The 22,560-nt window shown below is 63.8% G+C and carries 18 protein-coding genes; 11 read left to right on the forward strand and 7 right to left on the reverse strand.

Features of this window, described 5'->3' with window-relative positions:
• Window positions 1-282 precede the first annotated feature (282 nt).
• Window positions 283-1,170: a UTP--glucose-1-phosphate uridylyltransferase GalU gene (gene galU, locus BHD07_RS01090; protein WP_100672930.1), complete on the forward strand. Its 888-nt coding sequence runs from the start codon at window positions 283-285 to the stop codon at window positions 1,168-1,170.
• A gap of 43 nt (window positions 1,171-1,213) precedes the next feature.
• Here the strand turns inward: galU and BHD07_RS01095 are convergent, their stop codons facing one another.
• From BHD07_RS01095 to BHD07_RS01115, 5 genes are all read right to left on the reverse strand, one after another.
• A complete protein-coding gene (locus tag BHD07_RS01095) occupies window positions 1,214-2,650 on the reverse strand; it encodes an outer membrane beta-barrel protein (protein ID WP_338277169.1) in 1,437 nt (478 codons plus the stop codon).
• A gap of 99 nt (window positions 2,651-2,749) precedes the next feature.
• Window positions 2,750-3,205, reverse strand: a complete 456-nt coding sequence (locus BHD07_RS01100; protein WP_127709051.1) for an NfeD family protein — start codon at window positions 3,203-3,205, stop codon at window positions 2,750-2,752.
• 9 nt (window positions 3,206-3,214) lie between these two features.
• Entirely contained in the window at window positions 3,215-4,201 is a 987-nt protein-coding gene (locus BHD07_RS01105) for an SPFH domain-containing protein (RefSeq protein WP_338277173.1), read from the reverse strand.
• A 144-nt stretch (window positions 4,202-4,345) separates the two neighbouring features.
• Window positions 4,346-5,851 (reverse strand): xylulokinase, encoded by a 1,506-nt coding sequence (locus BHD07_RS01110; protein ID WP_338277175.1) that lies wholly within the window; start codon window positions 5,849-5,851, stop codon window positions 4,346-4,348.
• Between the two features lie 112 nt (window positions 5,852-5,963).
• Window positions 5,964-6,950, reverse strand: coding sequence for a sugar-binding transcriptional regulator (locus BHD07_RS01115; protein WP_338277177.1), 987 nt, complete (start codon window positions 6,948-6,950; stop codon window positions 5,964-5,966).
• Window positions 6,951-7,062: 112 nt separating this feature from the next.
• Here BHD07_RS01115 and BHD07_RS01120 point away from each other — a divergent pair, with 112 nt between their 5' ends.
• The 10 genes from BHD07_RS01120 to BHD07_RS01165 all read left to right on the forward strand — a co-directional run bounded on the left by BHD07_RS01120 (window position 7,063) and on the right by BHD07_RS01165 (window position 19,355).
• Window positions 7,063-8,418: a sn-glycerol-1-phosphate dehydrogenase gene (locus BHD07_RS01120; RefSeq protein WP_338277178.1), complete on the forward strand. Its 1,356-nt coding sequence runs from the start codon at window positions 7,063-7,065 to the stop codon at window positions 8,416-8,418.
• Window positions 8,419-8,422: 4 nt separating this feature from the next.
• Window positions 8,423-9,235, forward strand: a complete 813-nt coding sequence (locus BHD07_RS01125) for an HAD-IIB family hydrolase (protein WP_338277180.1) — start codon at window positions 8,423-8,425, stop codon at window positions 9,233-9,235.
• Complete coding sequence (gene glpD / locus BHD07_RS01130) at window positions 9,232-10,767, forward strand: glycerol-3-phosphate dehydrogenase (protein WP_338277181.1); 1,536 nt, start codon at window positions 9,232-9,234, stop codon at window positions 10,765-10,767. The genes BHD07_RS01125 and glpD overlap by 4 nt, the downstream gene beginning before the upstream one ends.
• 123 nt (window positions 10,768-10,890) lie before the next feature.
• Window positions 10,891-11,778, forward strand: coding sequence for a carbohydrate ABC transporter permease (locus tag BHD07_RS01135; RefSeq protein ID WP_102762211.1), 888 nt, complete (start codon window positions 10,891-10,893; stop codon window positions 11,776-11,778).
• Window position 11,779: 1 nt separating this feature from the next.
• Window positions 11,780-12,661 carry a carbohydrate ABC transporter permease gene (locus BHD07_RS01140; RefSeq protein WP_018096781.1) on the forward strand — a complete coding sequence of 294 codons (882 nt, stop codon included), beginning with the start codon at window positions 11,780-11,782 and terminating at the stop codon, window positions 12,659-12,661.
• Window positions 12,662-12,729: 68 nt separating this feature from the next.
• Window positions 12,730-14,226 (forward strand): ABC transporter substrate-binding protein, encoded by a 1,497-nt coding sequence (locus BHD07_RS01145; protein ID WP_324762327.1) that lies wholly within the window; start codon window positions 12,730-12,732, stop codon window positions 14,224-14,226.
• Window positions 14,227-14,348: 122 nt separating this feature from the next.
• Window positions 14,349-15,074, forward strand: coding sequence for an SDR family oxidoreductase (locus BHD07_RS01150; RefSeq protein ID WP_018096783.1), 726 nt, complete (start codon window positions 14,349-14,351; stop codon window positions 15,072-15,074).
• 50 nt (window positions 15,075-15,124) lie between these two features.
• On the forward strand, window positions 15,125-16,189 hold the full coding sequence (locus BHD07_RS01155; protein ID WP_100672938.1) for an ABC transporter ATP-binding protein: 1,065 nt from the start codon (window positions 15,125-15,127) through the stop codon (window positions 16,187-16,189).
• An 81-nt stretch (window positions 16,190-16,270) separates the two neighbouring features.
• Window positions 16,271-18,319, forward strand: a complete 2,049-nt coding sequence (locus BHD07_RS01160) for a bifunctional aldolase/short-chain dehydrogenase (protein WP_338277187.1) — start codon at window positions 16,271-16,273, stop codon at window positions 18,317-18,319.
• 19 nt (window positions 18,320-18,338) lie between these two features.
• A complete protein-coding gene (locus BHD07_RS01165) occupies window positions 18,339-19,355 on the forward strand; it encodes a glycerol-3-phosphate dehydrogenase (protein ID WP_338277189.1) in 1,017 nt (338 codons plus the stop codon).
• 34 nt (window positions 19,356-19,389) lie between these two features.
• Here BHD07_RS01165 and hemH read toward each other — a convergent pair whose 3' ends face one another.
• A complete protein-coding gene (gene hemH, locus BHD07_RS01170; RefSeq protein ID WP_445190474.1) occupies window positions 19,390-20,424 on the reverse strand; it encodes a ferrochelatase in 1,035 nt (344 codons plus the stop codon).
• Window positions 20,425-20,548: 124 nt separating this feature from the next.
• Window positions 20,549-22,501 (reverse strand): 5'-nucleotidase C-terminal domain-containing protein, encoded by a 1,953-nt coding sequence (locus BHD07_RS01175; RefSeq protein WP_338277190.1) that lies wholly within the window; start codon window positions 22,499-22,501, stop codon window positions 20,549-20,551.
• Window positions 22,502-22,560: the final 59 nt, after the last annotated feature.

The raw sequence follows: 22,560 nt of genomic DNA on the forward strand, positions 1-22,560 counted from the left end.
CTCGGTGGAGCGTTCAGCCGGCGTTCATGCCGGACCGACTACTCCGAGGTTCGCAATTTGCCCGCACCAGGCCACTGGAAAGGGCAGTATGCGGTTCTTCTAGGGACCGGACGGCGGAAGCCGTACCGGTCGAGGGAGAAGCCTACAGAAACGAAGTCAACAAAGTCTTTACCATGAAAATACCGAGTCGTCTTCCTTCGTAAAAAATTGGCAATGGGCGACTAAATCCAATTCAATTTTCCTGTTTCAGGCTAGACTGAGATGCACTGCAAGGAGGTGCCAATGACCGACAAGCGCAAAGTCCGCAAAGCCGTTTTCCCCGTTGCAGGTCTCGGGACCCGTTTCCTTCCCGCGACCAAGGCGGTTCCGAAGGAGATGCTGACGGTGGTGGACAAGCCGGTCATCCAATATGTCGTCGATGAGGCGCTCGAAGCCGGCATCGAGCATCTGATTTTCGTGACCGGCCGCAGCAAGGCGGTCATCGAGGACTATTTCGACATCCAGGTCGAATTGGACCAGACGCTGCGCGAGCGCAACAAGAAGGCGGAGATCGAGCTCCTCGAAGCCATGCTGCCGAAGGCCGGTACCACGAGCTTCACCCGTCAGCAGGCACCGCTGGGCCTCGGCCATGCCGTCTGGTGCGCCCGCGATCTCGTCGGCAACGAGCCCTTCGCGCTGCTCCTGCCCGACATGATCATGAAGGGCGAGAAGGGCTGCCTCAAGGGCATGGTCGAGCTCTACGAAGAGTCCGGCGGCAACGTCGTCGCGGTCGAGGAATGCGCGCCCGACCAGGCGCATAAATACGGGATCGTCGGCGTGGGCGAGACGGTCGGCGACGGTTTCCGGATCACCAAGATGGTCGAGAAACCGGCCAAGGGGACGGCTCCTTCGAACTTCTTCATCAATGGCCGCTACATCCTGCAGCCGGAGATTTTCCCGATCCTGGAAAAGCAGGAACGCGGCGCCGGCAACGAGATCCAGCTGACCGACGGCATGGTGAAGCTCGCCGAAGCCCAGGCCTTCGCCGCCTATCGCTTCCGCGGCGATACGTATGATTGCGGCGCCAAGGACGGCTTCATCCTGGCGAACGTCGCCTTCGCTCTCGAGCGCGGCGATATCCGCCCCATCGTGGAAGGACCGCTCAAGACGCTCCTGCAGGGTCTGAAGTAAGCTCGCGCGTAGCCGGGGAGGCCGCGCAACGCGGCCCTCCCGATCAGCGCCGGAGCGTCAGGCCGAGGCCAACCCGCGTGGTATCGGTCGAGCTACCCTCGTCCCTTTCCGTGCGCTCGTAGCTCACGTCTCCGGTGAGCGCGAGATAGCGGCTCATGTCCCAGGTGAGTCCGGCGCCGGTTCGCCAGGTCGTCTCGTCGGAGGCGGTCGCATCCGAAGGAAAATCGCGAAGGGTGAGACTGTTCGAAAGCCGGCCGACGAGGGTCGAACGCAACTGATGCGTGACCACGTTCGTCAGCTCGTAATTGATCGATCCCGCCTCGCCCGGAGTGGTCGAGGGATCGACATAGGTCAGCACGCCGAAAAGGACGTCGGTGCCGCGGTGCGGTGACCAGTTGACGCGGCCGTCGAGCGAGAATCCGTTGAGGTCGCCGAGCCGTTCGTCGTCGAAGCGGAAGGTCTCGTAACCGAGCGCCAGTTCACCGTTGAGCTTTTCGCCGAGATCGACCTCCATGCCGGCGCGGCCGGCATAGCTCTCATAGGAGCGCTCGAAGCCGAACGTATCCCGACGCAGATCATAGATCGATTTGCCGACGGAGGCCTCGAGGAAGGGGACGAGCGCCGGCGAAAGCTCGTAGCCGATCCGCCCGGTGAGGGTGCCGAGATTGCGGTCGCGATCCTCCTGCGAGAGCGTCGTCCCATTGTCGAGCTCGACATCGCCATAGGTGCGGCGCTCGAAATCCACGCCGAGCGAGCCGCGAATGAGACCGAGGTCGCGCTCGACCGCGGCGCCCAGGCGATAGCTATGGACGCCGGATTGGCTGTCTGCATTGGCGATGGCATTCGGGTCGTTCGCATCTTCGCGTTCGAAACTGTAGCCTGTCCTCAGCCTTGCAATGGTCTCCGCGCCGAGGTCGAGGCGCAGTTCCGCGTCGATGTCGGCGCGCGGCTCCTCCTGGCCCTCACCGGATATGTTGTCCTGGATCACGCCTTCGCCGGTCACGCTGAGCTGATGGCGGGACCAGTCGGAGGTGAGCGAACCCTTGAGCCCGGTCTCCATGAAGCTCCGGCTCTGACTGCTGCCGCCGTTCTTCTGCCGTTCGTGGTTGAAGGTCTCGCTGAGCGCCGGCTTCAGAACGAAGGTGCCGATGCGAATGCCGGGCGCCTGACCGTCATCGGGATCGATGCGCCTGCGCAGCCCGTCGATCGTCTCCTCGCGCCGGTTCAGGCGGTTGAAGTCCTCGTCCAGGGCAGGCGAAAGGTCGGTTCCGGCAAGGGCGCCGGTCTCCTGCGGGTCGATTAAGACCGGAAGCGGCTGGTCTGCTGAGGCGGCGACGGAGACGCCCGCCGGGGATGGATCGCCGAGGCTTTGCGCGCTCGCTGGCGCACAGGCGAGGAAAGCGCAGCCCGCCAGCAGCCATGCCGGCGGCTTCACACGCAAGGCGCCCGCCATCATCGAGCGTGAGATATTGGGCACCATGCGCCGTCTGTCCGCAATTTGATTGCAATCGTTTCGCAATCGTAAAGGCGCGTGGTTAACCAATCGTTTCTCTACCGCAGTTTCCGAACGCGGATGTGTTCAGATCTGCTCGACCGTCAGGTGGCGGCCGCTGCTCGCGACGATGCGCACGCGTGTGCCGACCGGAAGGTCGGGGCCCTCGACGGACCATGTCGTATCGTCGAGCCGCACGCGCCCGCGGCCCTCCTTGATCGGCTGCTCGAGCACTGCCGTCCGTCCGACGAGGCTTTCGCCGCGCCTGTTGAGCAGAGGCTCGTCGCTCTCGGCGGAAGAGGAGACGAAGCGCCGCCCGATAAGGACGGAAGCGACCGACAGCAAAGCGAAGGCGACGAACTGCACCTGCCAACTCCAGAACGGCGCCTCCCAGAAGAAGAGCGAGAGGGCCCCGGTGACGAGCGCGGCAAGCGCGATCCACACGAGGAAGACGCCGGGCAGGATCAGCTCCGCCGCCAGCAGCAGGAGGCCGAGGACCCACCAGCTCCAGGGGCCGAGTTCGAGGATGATGCGCGTGATCATGGGCGATCCTCAGGGCGTTTCCGAGGGAACGGCAGGACCGGTTCGGGGCGTCGACTGGCGCTGGCGCGGGGAGGACGCGGTGCCTTCACCGAAGACCTCCTTCGCGATCGCACCTATGCCGCCGAGCGAGCCGATGAGCGACGAGGCTTCCATCGGCATCAGGACGATCTTCTGGTTGCTCGCCGTTCCGATCGCGGCAAGGGCCTCGGTATATTTCTGCGCGACGAAATAATTGATCGCCTGCACGTCGCCGGCTGCGATCGCCTCGGAGACCATCCGGGTCGCCTTGGCCTCCGCCTCGGCCAGGCGCTCGCGCGCCTCCGCCTCGCGGTAGGCGGCCTCGCGCTGTCCTTCGGCCTGGAGGATCGCCGATTGCTTCGCGCCTTCGGCACGCAGGATCTGCGCATTTCTGGAGCCCTCCGCTTCGAGCACCTGTGCGCGCTTCTCGCGTTCCGCCTTCATCTGTCGGGCCATGGCGTCGACCAGGTCTTTCGGCGGCGCTATGTCCTTGATCTCGATGCGGGTGATCTTGATGCCCCAGGGATTGGCGGCCTCGTCCACGACGTGGAGCAATCGATCGTTGATCGTGTCGCGGTTCGACAGGAGTTCGTCGAGATCCATCGAGCCCATGACGGAGCGGATGTTGGTCATCGTCAGGTTGAGGAGCGCGTTTTCCAGATTGGCGACCTGATAGGACGCCTGTGCGGCGTTCAGGACCTGATAGAAGGCGACCGCATCCGCCGACACGCTCGCATTGTCCTTGGTGATGACCTCCTGCGTCGGAACGTCGAGCACCTGCTCCATCACGCTCAGCTTGGAACCGATGCGATCGATGAAGGGGACGATGAGATTAAGCCCCGGTTCCATCGTCCTCGTGTAACGGCCGAAACGCTCGACCGTATAGCGGTAGCCCTGCGGCACCGTCTTGATCCCGGCAAAGAGCACGAGGATCACGACAACGACGAATGCGACGACTGCGATATCCATACCGCCCATGACAGCCCCTTCCTTCTGCAACTCCAGCGTTTGGAGTCGCGCCCGAGTGATCAGGTGGCGATTCGCGGGGATAATTCAAGCGTGTCGGAAAGGTCCGCGCGTTTCTGCGATGCCTCACGGCCAACTGTCGTCAACACAAATGGGTCAGGTGCCGTTATCGGCATGGTCGAGGTGGCGGATCGCGTGATAGAGGTTTGCCTGCCGGCGGGACAGCGCCGCCCATGCTTCGGCGGTGGCTGGGCGCGGTTCGACCTGTTCGGCGAGGCGCGACATGGCGTCGGCGGCCTCGCTGAAATGCCCGTACCAGCCGGCGCCGACGGCAGCGGACATCCCGGCGCCGAGTGCGGAGGCCTCGTTCGAAAGGCTGCGAATGACAGGCAGTCCGCTGGCATCTGCGATCATCTGCCGCCAAAGCGGGCTGCCGGCGCCGCCGCCGATGACGAAGATCCGGTCGGCCAATACGCCCATCGATCTCATCTCGCGCAGGGACCGGACGAATTCCAGGGTAATGGCTTCCATCGAGGCACGGTAGAGATGGCCCATGCCCGTCTCAGGACCCATGCCGGTGAAGGCTGCGCGGGCATCCGCGTCCCAGTGCGGGTCCATGCAGCCCATGAGGTAGGAGCAGACGGTGACGCCACCGGAGCCGACACTCAGGCTGGCCGCGTCCGCTTCGAGCCTCTCGAAAATTGAGGAATCCGATCGTCCTCCGGCGAAGGTGTCCAGCAGCCAGTTGACGAAATAGGCGCCTGCGCGCTGGCAGCTTTCGAGCAGATAGCCTTCGCCGCTCGGCGAGACCAGGGTGCGCCAGTACCGGCTGAGCTTGCGGGTCGGGGTCCAGCAACCGCCGACGACGGCCGTACCGAGATTGAGATAGACGACGCCCGGTTTGATCACATTGACTCCCAGGCCGGCGCAATGGCCGTCGCCGCCGCCGGCATAGACCGGCACCCCCGCGGCGAGGCCCGTCGCCGCCGCCGCATCCGCGGTTACCTCGCCGATCAGCGTACCGGGCCGGTAAAGCGGCGGCAGCTTGGTGATCGGAATGCCGAGGTGGTCGAGAATCGCGCGGGACCATTGCTTCGTCTCGATATCGAGGAGCCCGAAGGGATCGCCGCTGGTCCAGCTTGCAGCGGCCTCGCCAGTCAGCTTCTGAGTCAGGTAATCATGTACGCTCAGTATCTGCGCCGCGTGGTCCAGCATTTCCGGCTCATACTGCCGATAATAGAAAAGGCGATACACGCAGGGAATGGTGTCGACCGGCTTGCCCGAGGTCGCATGCAGCCGCTCGGCGCCGAATTCGTCCGCGAGCAGCTGAACCACGTCCTGCGCGCGGCGGTCGAGCCAGAGGGTTGCCGGGCTGAGCGGCTTTCGGTCCTGGCCGAGCAGGACCATCGTTTCGCGCTGGTTCGAAATCGCAATACCGTCGACCCGGGCCGGATCGATCTGGCGCATGAGTGATGACAGCGCCTGGCAGGCGGCCGACCACCAGTCCTCGGCATCTTGCTCCGCCTTGAGCGGATGCGGCGTCGAGATGTGGTGCGGCGCGCGGCCCTCGGCACGCGGTGTGCCGTCCGCTGTCCAGGCGATGGCCTTGACGGATTGGGTCGATGAATCCAAGCCGATGACATAGCGTTCGTCCAGCTGCATGCGCACCTCCTCCACGGCTCAGCACTATGCGGCCCTCCTCAGACCGCACCACACGCGTTGGCCCTTCCTCCCGGCCGAGATCAGCCGCACCGGACGACCGGGGTCGCCCTGATCACTTCGCCAGCAACGCCTCTCCCGTGGCGATGTCGGTTACGAAATGGGTGGCGTAGCCGGCTTCGAGCGTGGCGGTGATCGCGGCGATCTTGACCGCGCCTCCGGCCACGCAAATGCGGCTCGCCACCTGCTTCAGCTCGTCGAGCGAAATGCCGACCATCCTTTCATCGTGGTCTCCGCCGATCGCGGCACCATGCGCATCGATGAAGCGACCGATAATCACGGCCGTGGCACCGCGCGCGACATAGTCGTCTATCTCCTCCCGGCTTGCGATGCCGGAGGCCCGCACCGTGCTCTTCGTGCCGATGTCGCCGACGCCGAAGAGAATGCGGTTGGTCGAATGCACCAGATCCATCTGCTTCCTCAGCACCGGTTCGTTGAGCAACGCCGCCTTCAGCTCGCGCGTCGACAGAACGGCAGGCGCCAGAAGGTTGACGCAGCGGGCGTGGATGCGGTTCGAAAGCAGGGAGGTGCAGAGTTCGGGCGAGAAGTTGGGCTCGCCGGTCGAACTGCCGGAGACCTGCACCACGGTAAGATTTCCGACAGGGCGCGTCAGGGAAATGCGGTCTGCGACGGCGAGTACGGTGCGCCCCCAGGCGACGCCGATCGTATCGCCGTCCTCGATCTGGTCGGCCAACACGCGCGCGCCGGCTTCGCCGAGCCGCTGCGACAGGCTCTCCTCGTCACCGTTCGGGATGACGAAGGCGCCTTGAAGGCCGAACTTCTCCATCAGCGCGCGGGCGACGCTGGTGCGGCCGCCGGCCTTGGGGTTGATGTTCACGGAGACGATGCCGCGCTCGCGTGCCTCCTGCAGGTAATTGACGATGGTGGCTCGCGATACGTTGAGCTGCTTGGCGATCTCGCTCTGCGTCATCTGGTCGGCATAGTAGAGCCAGGCGGCCCACATCACCGCATCATCGAACTCGGTGGGTATCCCCGCCGTGGTTTCCTCGCCGGTCCTGCCGGAAGTCTTTTCCCTTGCCATGGTGCTATCTGGCAGAGCCTGATGGCATTTGTCAATCAGCTCTGGCATCTGTATTGACATATGCCAATTCATGTTGTCACATGCTACGAGATTGAGAGCACGGAACGAGGGTATGGAAACGGCAAGCCAGCAGAACACCGCCGCATGTGCGCCCGAAGGAGGCTGGGCGGTCCTCATCGACGACATTCTTGCCGGGAACTGGATCAACCCCGAAACGGGTAGGCCGGCCAGCGTTCCCTACGAGAAGATCGCCATTGCGGAATCGCTGGACGGAGCCGAGGCCGATCTCGTCGCCAGCCTCGGCTTGGGCGAACGCTATGCGGTGGTCTGCGACGCAGCCACCTGGGATGCGATGGGCGGGCGCGTCGCATCCGCGCTGAAGAGCCTCGGTCCGGTCGATGCGGTCATTCTCGACCATCCGCATGCGGATATGGGTGCCGTGAGCGCGTTGACCGAAAGGCTTTCCGGGGCGGATGCCGTGATCGCGGTCGGTTCCGGCACGATCAACGACCTCTGCAAATTCGTCACCGGGCGCACCAATCGCCGATACGCCGTGTTCGCGACGGCCGCCTCGATGAACGGCTATACTTCGACGACTGCCTCCATCACCTTGGAAAACGGCCTGAAGGTCTCGCTTCCCTCGCATGCGCCGGCCGGCTTTTTCGTCGATCTCGCGGTCACTGCCGCGGCGCCTCGCTATCTCTCGGCGGCCGGTTTCGCCGATTGCCTCGTGCGCTCTGTCGCGCAAATCGACTGGTGGATGTCCCACCGGCTGACGGGCAGTCTCTATTCCAGCGTACCCTATATCCTCCAGGGTGCCGACGAGCGGGCGTTGAACGCGCGTGCGGCGGGCATTGCCGAAGGTCGCATCGAGGCCAACGGCTACCTTCATCGCGTCCTGACGCTTTGCGGCTTTGGGGTCTCCTTCACCGGAATGTCGAACCACGGCTCGATGGGCGAGCATCAGATATCTCACTATATCGACTGCTTTGCCGGCGAAAATCATCCGGGCACGCTGCACGGCCAGCAGGTGGGGGTAGCAACGCTGACCATGGCGCGGCTGCAGCGCATCTTCCTCGACAGCGACAAGCCGCCGGTCGTCCGCCCCACGAAGATCGACCCTTCCGAGATGGCCCGGCGTATGGGCGACGACATCGCCGCCCAGTGCTACGCCGAAATCCAGCCGAAGATTTTCGATGCAGCTTCCGCCGGCGAGATCAACGAAAAGCTCTCCGAACTCTGGCCGACGCTGCGCCGGGAGCTGGAGGCTTTCGCACTGCCGGTGGCCGAGATGGAGAGACTTCTACGGGATGCCGGCGGCCCGATGACGGCGGCCGACCTCGGGCTGCCCGCCGATACCTACCGGGAGGCCGTGCTGCACTGCCGAGAGATGCGCAACCGTTACACCTTCCTCGATATCGCCGCCGACGCGGGCATCCTCGAGGATTTCGCCGCCGGGGAGGCGTGAGGCGATGCGCGCGGTTGCCGAGATGCCTATCGATGTCGCCGCCCGGATCAAGGTGCTCTTTGCCGACATCGACGACACACTGACCAACGAAGGCCGGCTGCCGGCCGCCGCCTACGACGCCGTCGAGCGCCTCGCCGATGCGGGCGTTGCCGTTGCCCCGATTACCGGGCGACCGGCCGGCTGGTGCGACATGATCGCCCGCATGTGGCCGGTCGCGGGAGTCGTCGGCGAAAATGGCGCCTTCTATTTCGCCTACGACCAGACGGAGCATCGCATGCACCGCCGCTTCGCTATCGCCGAAGCCCAGCGTGCCGCCGACCGCGAGAAGCTCAGCCAGGTGAGCGCCCGTATCCTCGCGGAAGTGCGCGGCGCAGCGGTCTCTGCCGATCAGCTCTACCGAGAGGCCGATCTCGCCATCGATTTTTGCGAGGACGTGCCGGCGCTCCCGGCATCGGAGGTGGACCGGATCAAGCGCATCTTCGAGGAGGAGGGTGCCGTCGCCAAGATCTCTTCCATCCATGTCAACGGCTGGTATGGCGCCTATGACAAGCTGACCACGACGCGTCGCTTCGCCGCCGACATTCTGGGCGTCGACATCGACAGCGAGCGCGAGACGATCGTTTTCGTCGGCGACAGCCCGAACGATGCGCCTATGTTCGGCTTCTTCCCCAATGCCTGTGGCGTTGCGAACGTGCTCTCCTTCAAAGGTCGCATCGAGGCGGAGCCGGCCTATGTGGCGGCCCGCGAGGGAGGTCACGGCTTCGTCGAGGTTGCGAACCACATCCTCGACGCCCGGTCGGGGAGGGACGCGGCATGAAGGGAGCGGCCTTCGACATTGCCATTATCGGCGGCGGCATCAACGGAGCAGGCGTCGCCCGCGATGCGGCTGGCCGCGGTCTGAGGGTCCTGCTCACCGAACAATCCGACCTCGGTTCGGCCACATCCTCGGCCTCCACCAAGCTCATTCATGGTGGCCTGCGCTATCTGGAACACTACGAGTTTCGACTGGTCCGCCATGCTCTGGAAGAGCGCGAGCGGCTCTGGGGAATCGCGCCGCATATCATCTGGCCGCTGCGCTTCGTGTTGCCGCACCGCAAGGGATTGCGTCCCGCCTGGCTGCTGCGGCTCGGCCTGTTCCTCTACGATCATCTGGGCGGGCGCAAGCTCCTGCCGGCAACGCAGACCGTGCGGCTGAGGAACCACCCTGCAGGGGAGCCGCTGCGCGACGTCTCGTCAGTTGGGTTCGAATATTCCGACTGCTGGGTGCAGGATAACCGACTCGTCGTACTCAATGCGCGCGATGCGGCGATGAGAGGCGCCGACATCAGGGTGCGTACACGCTGCGTAGCCGCGCGCCGCGAAGGCGGTCTCTGGAGGCTGACTTTCGAAGATGCCGAGACCGGCCTGAAGAGCGAAGCGACGGCTCGCGCCCTCGTCAACGCCGCGGGCCCCTGGGCCGACAGGATCGTGTCCGACGTCGCGGGCGTCGGTGCGGCGGGCCGCGTACGCCTGGTTCAGGGCAGTCACATCGTCGTCAGGAAGCTCTACGAGCACGACCGCTGCTACATCTTTCAGAATCCGGACGGCCGCATCTTCTTCGCTATTCCCTATGAGGAGGATTTCACCCTCGTCGGCACGACCGATCGGGATTACAGGCACGCTCCCGAAGAGGTCACCGCGTCGGCGGAGGAGATAGATTATCTGCTGACCGCAGCATCGTCCTATTTCCGTGCCGATCTTTCCGCAGCCGACGTCGTCTGGACCTATTCCGGCGTGCGCGCTCTGTTCGACGACGGCGCAGCCAACGCGCAGGAGACGACGCGCGATTACGTGCTGGAGCTCGATCGGCCGGAAGCGCAGGCGCCGATGCTCTCCATCTTCGGCGGCAAGATCACCACCTATCGCTGCCTGGCCGAGGATGTCCTGGAACAGCTCGCGACGGTCTTTCCCGAGTGGACCAGGCAGCGGGGCTGGACGGCGGCGCAGCCGCTTCCAGGCGGCGCCTTTCCGGTTGGAACGGCCGACGATCTCGCAAGAGCCGTTCTCTCCGAGCATCCCTATCTCACCTGGCGGGAGGCGCGCCGACTGGTGCGTCATTACGGACTGGAGGCACGCGGCATTCTCGGCAAGGCACGGGAGCGCGCCCATCTCGGCCGCGACTTCGGCGGCTCCATGACAGAGGCGGAAATCATCTTCCTGATGGAGCGCGAGTTTGCACTAACGGCTGCCGACGCAGTCTGGCGGCGCACGAAGTCGGGACTGCGGATGACGAGCGAGGAGATAGAGGCGCTCGACAGATACATGCAGGAACGGCGCCGCAGCGGCGAGGCGGCGCGCGCGGCAGGCTAGGACCGCTTCCGGGGAAGGCGGGCGCACGAGGGGAGACGACGGTGTTCCGCACCGTCGAATTGTCGGAGGGGACGGACCAGGGCGGGTTACCGCCGCGACTGGCGTCCGTGGGAGGAGAAGGCAATGTCGATTGCACAGGTAAAACGCATCGCGATCTCGGATTCGCCGTGGCCGTGGCTCCTGCCGCTTATCGCGCTGCTCGCCGTCTTCACCATCTATCCGTTCATCTACAATGTCTGGCTGAGCTTCCACGAATTCGTGCCGAAGAGCCGAGGACTCAAGTTCGTCGGCGTCGACAACTGGATTCAACTTTGGAACGACAGTCGCTTCTGGGGTGCACTTGGTGTCACGTTCCTCTATTTCGCCGTGGCCCTGACGATCGAAATCGTCCTCGGCATGGCGATCGCGCTTCTCCTCGACGCCGAACTGCCGGGTTTCGGGATGCTGCGCGCGGTGCTTTCTATGACGCTGGTCATCCCCCCCGCCATTGCCGGCATGATGTTTCTCCTGATGGAGGATTCGCAGTTCGGGGCGCTCTCCTATCTGCTGGGCCTCGTCGGCCTGCTCGACAAGGCGACGCCGATGCTTGCCACGTCCTCGCTCGCGCTGATCGGGGTTCTGATCGCGGAAGTCTGGCAATGGACGCCGTTCATGGTGCTGATCTTCCTGGCCGGGCTTCGCTCGCTGCCGGCGGAGCCTTACGAGGCGGCGATGATCGACGGCGCATCGTCCTGGCAGATGTTCCGCCGGCTGACGCTGCCGATGATGTCGCGCGTCATCGCCGTCGCGGTGCTCTTGCGCGGCATCGACCTCTTCCGCGTGTTCGACTACGTCTTCGTCATGACCTCGGGCGGGCCAGGCACCGCCACCTACACGGTCAGTCTCTATGCCTGGCAGCAGACCTTCTCGTTCCTGAAGTGGGGCTACGGCGCCACGCTGAGTCTGACGAGCCTGATCATCGTCATGGTCATTGCCAACACATTCATCCGCGTTGCAAAGGTGAGGTGGTAACATGCATCAGAGCGCTTTCGCCCGCACGCTGCGCACCATTGCCGGTTGGCTCGTCGTCGGAGCCTTCTTCTTCCCGATCTATTTCTGGACATCGGTCGCCTTCCGCGACGCAAAGGACATCTTCAACTGGCCGCCGATTTTCTTCGGCTTCCAGCCGACCGTGAGGAATTTCGAGCAAGTCTTCGGCATATCGCTGGGTTTCGGCTTCGGCAGCCAGGAAGCCGTGACGCCGGGTGGCGGCAACTTCTACATGGGGCCGCGCCTTTGGGATTCGATCGTCGTCGCATCCTGCTCGACTGTGCTGGCGATCGTGGTCGCGACACTTGCCTCCTATGCACTGTCGCGCATGCATTTCCGCGGCCGCCATGAATTCGTCAACTGGGTGCTGTCGACCCGCATGATGCCGCCGGTAGCGGTGGCGATCCCGATGTTCTTCATATTCAAGCAGTTCAACCTGCTCGATACCTATACGGGTGTCATCCTCGTGCACGGTCTCATGAACCTGCCGCTGGCGGTACTGCTTCTGAAGAGCTTCTTCGACGACATACCGGCGGAGATCGACGAGAGCGCGCTGCTCGACGGCGCGTCGCGCTGGACGATCTTCCGACGCATCGTGCTGCCGATGGCCAAGGGCGGCATCGCCGCTACCGCCGTACTTTGCTTCATCTTCTCGTGGACGGAGTTTCTCTTCGTCCTGACCCTGACGCAGACCGGGCTGAAGACCGTGCCGGTCGTGTCGTCGACCTTCGTGACATCGATCGGAACGGCCTGGGGCAACATGGCCGCCCTCGGGGCAGCGGCGATCGTGCCCGCCTTCGTCGTGATCCTGCTCGTTCAACGCCACCTCGTCCGTGGCCTGACGATGGGTTCGCTGAAGCAGTGAGAATGCGGCGCTCGCGCCGACAACAGGAGAGATCGGGGCCATTTCCGGCGCCGATAGAGGAGGAAGACATGAAAGAGAAAGACAGAAAGTTTTATCTCGCGTCTGTGACCGACCGCTTCGTCCGCGGCCAGATCGACCGCCGCAGCTTCCTGCGCGCCGCCGGCACGCTCGGCCTCGGCGCAACCGCGCTCGGAATGGGTTTCGGCAACCGCCCCTTCGGCCTAAGCAGGGCGCTCGCCCAGGAACAGCTTCAGCCGTCGGCCGAGGTGATCTCCTGGCTCAAGGACGTCGCCAAGCCCTTTGCGGGAACGACGTTGAAGCTCGCCACGGAATCCACTCCGCCGTCGAACGCCATCAACTCGCAGCTGAAGAAATATTTCGAGGAAGCGACCGGCATCAGGGTCGAGATCGAGGTCCTGCCGCTCGAACAGGTTCTGCAGAAGCTGACGCTTGACGTCGCCTCTTCGCTCGGAACCTACGATCTCTATTACATCGACCAGAGCTGGTCGGCATCCTTCAGCCAGGACGTGTTCGATCCGCGCGAGCAGCTTCAGGACAAGCCAGACCTCGCCATGCCGAACTACAACATCGACGATTTCATGCCGGCTCTCGTCGACGGCATCGCCAAGTATGAGGATCGCTGGGTTGGCGTTCCCTACGACATTCCCATCTTCATCATGATCTACCGCAAGGACATCTACGAAAAGCTCGGTCTCAAGGCGCCGACGACGTTCGAGGACCTGCTGAACAATTCCGCCGCCATCACGAAGGAAATGGGGCCGAACCTCTACGGCTATGCCGGGCAGATGAAGTCGGGCCACTATGCGCTGGAGTGCGAGTGGACCTCCATGCTCTGGGGAAATGGCGGCTCGATCTTCAATGCCGACAAGAAGTTCGTCGGCAACGACGAACGGGGCATCGCCGCGCTCGACTATTACACCAGGCTCAAGGAAACCATGCCGCCGGGTGTCGACCAGTGGACCTGGGACGGCCAGGGCCAGGCGATCGCTCAGGGGGTTGCCGCCTCCATGCTTTCCTGGGGCGAGTTCTTTCCCTATTTCGACGATGCCAGCCAGACCAAGGTTTCCGGCCTCTGCGAGGCGGTCGTCCCGCCGCAGCCGGCCGCGCTCAGGAAGCCCGAAGAATGCGGCTACGGCGAAATCCCCGGTACCGGCCACCAGGGCGGCTCGTCGCTGGCGGTGTCCAGATATTCGAAAAGCCCGGATGCGGCTTGGATCTTCATGCAATGGGCCACCTGCGCCGACACGCAAGCCCTCATCACCACGCTCGGCGGCGGCACCGGCCCCACCCGCGCCTCGGTCTATGACGACCCGCGCGTCAAGGCCAATGCCCGCGTCGGCGCCGGCACGACCCGTCACTTGTCGGTCGTCCGCGAGACGATCGACAAATACATGGGCTCGGAACCGGACTTGCCGGAATGGGCGCAATTGTCGAGCGATACGATTCCCGTCGGTCTCGGCAAGTATTTCGCCGGCAGCTACGGCTCCTCCAAAGAGGCGATGGACGACATCGCCTCGCAGGTCGAAACCGTTCTGAAAGGCTGACGCACATCCGGATGGGGTGCCGCTGCATGTCGGATGCGGCGGCGACATTGCGCATCGGCAAGCGCGCGCCGTCTTAGCGGTGCCCCTTCCAGCCGGGACAAACGCAAAAACAGGGGACCACCATGCCCGAAAAACCGCTGATAGCGATCACTGGCGCCAGCTCCGGCATTGGAGAGGCCGTTGCACGCGCCTTCTCCAAGGCCGGCCATCCGTTGCTGCTCATAGCCCGCAGGCTCGACCGGCTCGAGTCGCTGGACTTGCCCAATGCCGTTCTGAAGAAGGCGGACGTGCGCGATCGCGCTGCACTTGCGGATGCGGTCGGCGAAGCCGAGGCGAAGTTCGGGCCGGTCGACATGATGTTTGCCAATGCCGGCATCGCACGGCTCGGCGACATCGCCCGTCAGGCACCGGAAGAATGGGACGAGATGATCGACATCAACACCAAGGGTGTGATGAACAGCGTGCATGCGGTGCTATCCGGTATGATCGGGCGGAAGCAGGGAACGCTGGTGATGATGAGCTCGATCGCCGGACGCAAGGTCTACCCGGACCATACGGTCTATTGCGGCACAAAGTTCTTCGTCCACGCGGTGTCCGAAAGTCTGCGCGAATATCTGGCGCCGCACGACGTGCGCGTCATCGTCGTCTCCCCCGGCATCATTGAAACGGAGGTGCTGGACCACGTGAAGGACGAGACCACTCTTGCCAATTACAAGGCGAATAAGGCGGCGATCGGCGGCGGTATTTCAGCCGAAATCGTCGCGGACCTCATCCTCGACGCCTATCGGCTGCCGCAACGCGCGATCGTCCAGGAAATCGTCATCACGCCGACGCGGCAGAAGTATTGAGACAGAGCTGCCGCGACGGCCGGCCGAAACGAACAAGGGAGTAACGACCGATGGCGACCGTTGAATATCAGAATATCGGCAAGTCCTTCGGTGCCGTCACGATCATGCGCGACATCTCCTTCCGAATCGAGGACCACGAATTCGTGGTCCTGCTCGGACCGTCGGGCTGCGGCAAGACGACCTTGCTCAGAATGACGGCCGGCCTTGAGGCCGTCAGCGAAGGCGATCTCATGATCGGCGGAAAGCGTGTGAACGACGTGCATCCGCGTGACCGTTCGATCGCCATGGTCTTCCAGAACTACGCGCTCTATCCGACGATGAAGGTCTACGACAACATCGCCTTCAGCCTGGAAGTGGCGAAGGTTCCTTCCGCGGAGATCAAGGAGCGGGTGGAATGGGCGGCCGCAACCCTCAACCTCACCCCCTATCTCGATCGTTATCCTAAGGAGCTTTCCGGCGGCCAGCGCCAGCGCGTCGCCATGGGTCGCGCCATGGTGCGCGAGGCGGAGGTGTTCCTGTTCGACGAGCCGCTGTCGAATCTAGATGCCAAACTGCGCGCTCATATGCGCACGGAAATCCGCCAGCTGCACAACCGGCTGAAGACCACCACTATCTACGTCACCCATGACCAGATCGAAGCCATGACCATGGCCGACAAGATCGTCGTCATGCGCGCGGGCAAGATCGAGCAGATCGGCTCGCCCGACGATGTCTACGACCGGCCCGCCAGCAAATATGTTGCAGACTTCATCGGCTCTTCGTCCATCAACTTCCTCCCCGGAACCGTGGTGGCGGACAATGGCGCTCCCGCCGTCGATACGGCGGCCGGCCGGCTGGCCGTAGAGGCGTCCCCGGCATTGAAGCCGGGCAGGAAGGTCGTCCTCGGCCTGCGCCCGACCGACGTGGTGGTCGATGCCGCAGGTCCGCTTGCAGCAAAAGCGATCCTCACCGAGCGGCTTGGCCATGACGCGCAGCTTTTCTGCCAGGGCCCGGAGGGAAGCTTCGTCGCGGTCGTCGACAAGGCGGAGCGGTTTTCGGAGGGCGCCGAGGTTCGCTTCGCGATCCCACCCTCCAAGGTGCACGTGTTCGATGCCGAGACCGAGGTCCGCATCTGACCGCTGCGGACCGGACATTACACTAATGATCGACTGGGAGCCGGCCGCTCGAACGCGGTGCCGGCCAGGAAAGGAACTGTCATGAAGTCGCGCTGGTTGGACTCCGAATTCACTTCGACCGTAGAGGGCTATACCGCCAAAGGCGTCAATCGTGATCTTGCGGTCCGCACCTATACGACCCGGCTGCTGGGCTCCGATCCGGAATTGGTATTGCACGGCGGCGGAAACACATCGGTCAAGACCACGTTCAAAGAGATGGACGGCACCGAGGTGGAGGTACTCTGCGTCAAGGGCAGCGGATGGGACATGGGTACGATCGAGCCGCAGGGACTGCCGGCGGTGCGCTTGCAGCCGCTGCAGGCGATGATCGGCTTCGAGACGCTCTCCGACGACGACATGGTGATGCTCCAACGCCGCCTGCTCATCGATCCAGCTTCGCCCAACCCGTCGGTCGAAGCCATCCTGCATGCGATCCTTCCCTTCAAGCACATCGATCACACCCATGCGAATGCGATCGTTTCGCTCACCAATCAGCCGCATGGCGAAGAGTTGATCCGGGAACTCTTTCCCGAGTCGATCATCGTTCCCTATGTGATGCCGGGCTTCGATCTGGCCAAGGCCTGCGATGCCGCCTTCAAGGCAAACCCGAAGGGCGACGGCATGATCCTGCTGAAGCACGGCATCTTCACCTGGTCGGACGAGCCGCGAGAGGCCTATGAGGACATGATCGCCAAAATCGACAAGGCCGAGCGGCGTCTCTCCCAGGGCAGGGCGAAGCCGTTCGCGGGCATCGTCCTCCCCGACAAGCTGGCCTCCGCCGCGGAGATTGCGCCGATCCTGCGCGGGGCTTTGGCGATCGAGACGGGTCTCGAAGGTACGCCGAAGCGGTTCGTTCTGGAGCACCGTACGGGCGAGAAGATCCTCGAATTCTGCAACGCCGAAAACGTCGACAGCCTGACGCGCCGCGGCAATGCGACACCGGAGCACGTGATTCACATCAAACGCTTCGGAGTGGCACTGCCGGCGCCGCAAAAGGACAGGCTCGGCGAATGGGCAGAGCAGGCGCGGGCTGCGGTTGCCGCCTTCGAGGCTGACTACAGGGATTATTTCGAGCGCAACAATGCCCGTGTCGGCGGTGGCAAGCGCATGCTCGACCCGAAGCCTCGGGTGTTTTATGTCGCCGGCATCGGCCTCTTCGCCGCCGGCGCGGCGCGAAAGAATGCGATCGTCGGTGCGGACGTGGCGGAAGCAACCATCGACGTCATCACCAAAGCGGAAGGCATCGAGGCGTTCGAGGCGCTCTCTGAGGCCGATCTCTTCGACATCGAATACTGGTCGCTTGAGCAGGTGAAGCTGGCAAAAGTGCAGGAAAAGCCTTTGACCCGACAGGTGGCGATCGTTACCGGCGCAGCAAGCGGGCTGGGTCTCGCGGTGGCAGAGGCACTGAAGGCGGAGGGTGCCGAACTCGCGCTCTTCGACATTTCCGAGGGGGCACTGAATGCGGCGGCGAAAAAGCTCGGCGCACTGCCGGTGCTGTGCGACGTGACCAATCCGGAGGCGGTAGACGCAGCTGTCGCCAAGGCCGTGGCGCATTATGGCGGTGTCGACATTCTGATCTCGAATGCCGGAGCCGCCTTCCAGGGCAAGCTGCTTGGCGTCGACGAGGCGACATTCCGAAGGGCCTTCGACCTCAATTTCTGGAGCCATCACTATGTCGCGCGTGCCGTGGTGCGCGTTATGGAGCAGCAGAAAACGGGCGGCGCGCTGGTGTTCAACGTCTCCAAACAAGCGGTGAATCCCGGCGCGGATTTCGGCCCCTACGGGACTTCAAAGGCGGCGCTGATGGCGCTGATGCGCCAATATGCGATCGAGCACGGCGGCTCCGGTATCACCTCGAACGCCGTCAATGCAGACCGTATCCGTACCGGCCTCATGACCGACAAGATGGTTGAGGAACGCTCGAAGGCGCGGGGCGTGACGGCTGAGGACTATATGCGAGGCAATATGCTTCGGCGCGAGGTGACAGGCGCCGACGTGGCGGCGGCCTTCGTGCATCTGGCCAAGGCACGGACCTCCACCGGCGCGGTCGTCACCGTCGACGGCGGCAATGTCGCCGCGATGATGCGCTGAACAGCGGCGGGGGGCATATATGGCAACGATCCTCGTTTTAGGGGCAGGCGTCATGGGTACTGCCCTGGCCGTGCCTGCCAGCGACAACGGCCACAGGGTACTGCTGGCCGGCACGCCGCTCGACACGCTGCCTGTCACCAGGATGAAGGCAGGCGAAATCCATCCGAAGCTCGACGCGACGCTTGCCGAAACGGTGACGATCCTCGCGGACGAGGAACTCCGGCCGGAACATGCCGACACGGCGGATCTCATCGTCGTCGGCGTCAGCAGCCCGGGTGTCGCCTGGGCGGCCGACCGGCTGAGCGGCCTGCTGCGCTCGAAAAAGCCGGTGGCTTTCGTGACGAAGGGTCTCGACCGCGAGGGTGAACGGATCGTCACCTATGCCGAGACGCTGCCGCCGCGGATCGCCAATATGGAGAGCTTCATCGGCATCGGCGGGCCATGTATCGCGCGCGAGCTTGCCAACCGCTATCCGACGTCCAGCATCTATGCCAGCCGTGACAGGGCGGCCGCGGACTTCGCCGCGGGCTTGATGCGGACACCTTATTACCGGCTCGCGGTGGGTGAGGATGTGACCGGCGTCGAGGCCTGCGCGGCGCTCAAGAATTTCTTCGCAATCGGTGTCAGCGCCATGCAGACCCGCTATCCGGACGGGCTGCGCGCCGACGGCCAGGCAAAAAACCCGACTGCGGCGGCCTTCAATCAGGCGGCTCAGGAAATGGCTTTGCTCTGCGAACGGATCGGCGGCAACCGTGCTTCCGCCTTCGACCGCGCCGGCATCGGCGATCTGCACGTGACGGTGGGCGGCGGACGCAACAGCCGGCTCGGTCACGGCCTCGGGCTTGGCCGAACCGTTGCGGACGTGATGTCGGGCGAGCTCGGCGGCGAGACGGTCGAAGGCATCGACACCGCACGAATGGTCGGCTCGTTGCTGCGGCAAATCGACGATGCCGCCACCCTTCTGCCTCTCGCAACCGCCATTACGAACGCCATAGTCGAGGACGGCGTATTCGTCTTCGACTTCGGGAGGATTTAGGTCGCGGCGATTCCCGGTCGGGAACGGCGCTGTTCTACAACCAACCTTCCAGCTCGCGGCGCACGACGTGGTTGAGCACCGCCATGCCCTCGGGGCTGTCGTTCAGGCAGGGGATATGGGCGAATTTTTCGCCGCCATTGTGGTGGAAGCTCTCGGCCGCCTGCCCGGCGATCTCTTCGAGCGTCTCCAGACAGTCGGAAACAAAGCCCGGATTGATGACGGCGATCTTCTTCACACCCTCCTTGGCCAGCCGTTCCACGGTGGCGTCCGTATAGGGTTGCAGCCACTCCTCGGGGCCGAAGCGCGACTGGAAGGTCACCTGCAGCTTTTCTTTCGGCCAGCCAAGTTTTTCGCGCAGAAGGCGTGCGGTCTTCTGACACTGGCAATAATAGGGATCTCCCTTTTCGAAATAGCTTTTCGGGATCCCGTGGAACGAGGCGAGCACCAGCTCCGGCTCCCAGTCGAGTGTCGCGAGATGCTTGGTGATCGAGGTGGCCAGGGCGTCGATGTAGACCGGATCGTCGTGATAGGGCGGCACGGTTCTGAGCGCCGGCTGCCAGCGCATCTTGAGCAAGGCCTCGAAGGCCTTGTCGTTGACGGTGGCGGTGGTGGCGGCGGCATATTGCGGATAGAGCGGGAAGACGAGAATCCGCTCGCATCCGGCTTTCTGCAGCGCCTCTATGCGCGACGCGATCGAGGGCTGGCCATAGCGCATCGCCCAGTCGACGACGACCTGCGGCCGGCCGCCGAAGGCATCCGCCATCAGTGCCGCCTGATTGCGCGTATAGGTTCTGAGCCAGCTCTCGTTCAGCTCGTTGTTCCAGATGAGCTCGTAGGCCTTGCCGACCTTGCGCGGACGTGTGTTGAGCACGATGCCGTAAAGGATCGGGTACCAGAAGAGACGCGACCATTCGATCACGCGGCGGTCGCTCAGAAACTCCCGCAGATAGCGGCGCATCGAGGCGACGTCGGTGCCGTCCGGCGTGCCGAGATTGACGAGGAGCACGCCGACCTTTCCGTAGCTGACGGCGGGGTGATTGGTGTTCGGCTCGGCATCCATGGCGGTCATTTCGGTCCTCGTGAGGCGCGCACCTTTGCAAGGTGGTGGTCGCGCCGGCAGTTTCAAAGCCTTCTAAGAAGAAAAACCGGCGCGGGAAAGCCCGCGCCGGTCCCAAATGTCGAGGCAAATCGTCTTACTCGGCCGGGATGTCCAGCTCGCGGCCGATTTCAAGCGCTCGCGGCGCCGGATCCCCGTTGGCGGCCGATATTTTCCTCCATTCGGTGCCGCTGCCGTAAAAGGATTCCGCGAGGTCCCACAGCGTATCGCCGCGCGCTATGACGTGCTTGCGTGGGCCTTCGGCAGCGGCTGCCGCCGGGAGTGAAGCCTCGGGGGCAGTGGTGGCGGCTTCGCTTTCCGCCGGCTTTGCGGCGGCCTCCGGCTCCGGCGCGGCGGCCTCCGGCTCCGGCGCGGCGTTCTCCGGCTCCGGTGCGGCGGCTTCCGGCTCCGGTGCTGCGCTGGGCGCGGCCTCCGGGGCCGCGGCAGCCACTTCCGTGATACGGCCGTCGGTGTAGGGCTTGAAGGGCTGGTGGGCGGCGAGGTAGTCGGCGAGCACGGTTTCGAGGCCCGGACCGTAGTCATAGGCATTCTCGCCCTTGTCCTTGAAGACGGCGTAACCGTCGCCGCCGCCGCGCATGAAGTTGTTGCTGACGAGCGAATAGGTCTTTTCCGGATCGAGTACCGCGAACCCGTCACCCTCCTTGACCTCGACGCTGGCGAGCCGGCTGCCGGCGGGCTTCGAACGATCGAACGAATATTTGAGGCCCGCGACCTGCGGGAAGCGCCCGCCGCCTTCTTCGACCTGGCTGAGCCCGTTTTCAAGGGCTGCGCGGATGTCGGAGCCCTTCAGCTGGAAGGTGGAAAGCGTGTTCTGGAAGGGCAGGACGGTGATGACTTCGCCCATCGTCACGTCGCCGCCGTCGATCGAAGCGCGCAAGCCTCCGCCGTTGGTGATGGCGACCGTCACGCCCTGGCCCTTGACGCGATCGAGCATCGCGTCGGCCACGAGACTGCCCATCTCGCACTCCTTGGCGCGGCAGGTCTCGCGCGATCCGTCGATCGGCGCCTCGGTTTTGGCAATCACTTTCGATCGCAACTCTTCGATGGGCTTTGCGAGTTCCTTGATCCGTGCGGCCACGGCCTCGTCCGGCTTCACGGAGGAATCGACGAGGATCGGGTCGCCCTTGGCGGCCTTGACGACGCCGTTGTCGTCGAACGTCACCACGAGGTCGCCGAGATATTTGCTGTAGGAGCCGGCCTGTACCACCGGCACCTGGTAGCCGCCGGGGTTGTCGACCATGGTGGGATATGGCCCCTCGGCCTTCTCGTCGGTGTTGGACAGGAGACTGTGGGAATGGCCGCCGACCACCACGTCGACGTCCGGGATCTTGGCGATCGCCGCGAGGTCGCGCGGATAGCCGACATGGGTGAGCGCGATGATCTTGTCGACGCCCTGCTTCTTGATCTCTTCGATCGCGCTGGTGATCGTCGCCACGTCCTCGCCGATCAGAATATCGGGCCCGACCGAGGAGAGCTCGGGCGTGTCATTTGCGACCGCGCCGACGATGCCGATCTTTTCGCCGCCGACATCCAGAACGATCGACGGCTTGATCCGATCGCCGATCTTCGATTTGTGACTCGGCAGGACATTGGCGGTGACGACGGGGAAGGTGACCTTGTCGAGGAAGCTGGCAAGGCCATCTTCGGCTTCGTCGAATTCGTGGTTGCCGACGGTCATCGCGTCGAACTTCATCAGGTTGAGGAACTCCGCTTCCGCGGTGCCCTTGTAGGTGGTGAAGAAGAGCGAGCCCTGGAAATTGTCGCCGGCGTTGAGCAGGAGCACGTTCTTGCCCGTCAGTTCCTGGCGCTTCTGGTCTATCAGCGTCTTGAGGCGGGCGACGCCTCCGAAGCACTCGTTCTTGCCCTCTTCCTCGGCCGAACAGGTCGAATCGAATTTGTTGATCGATTCGATGCGCGAATGAAGGTCGTTGATGTGCAGGATGTTCAGTTCATAATCGGCAAAAGCTGCGCCCGAAGAGAGCGCGAGAAGGGAAGCGGCAACGAGGCCGGTCCGCATGTGTCTGATCATGGTGTGCTCCTGTGTGCTGCCGGCCGAGTCGCAGGTAAGACCCGCCGCGCTGCAGCGGA

Source organism: Sinorhizobium sp. KGO-5 (assembly GCF_036245905.1).
Classification (GTDB): Bacteria; Pseudomonadota; Alphaproteobacteria; order Rhizobiales; family Rhizobiaceae; genus Sinorhizobium; species Sinorhizobium meliloti_A.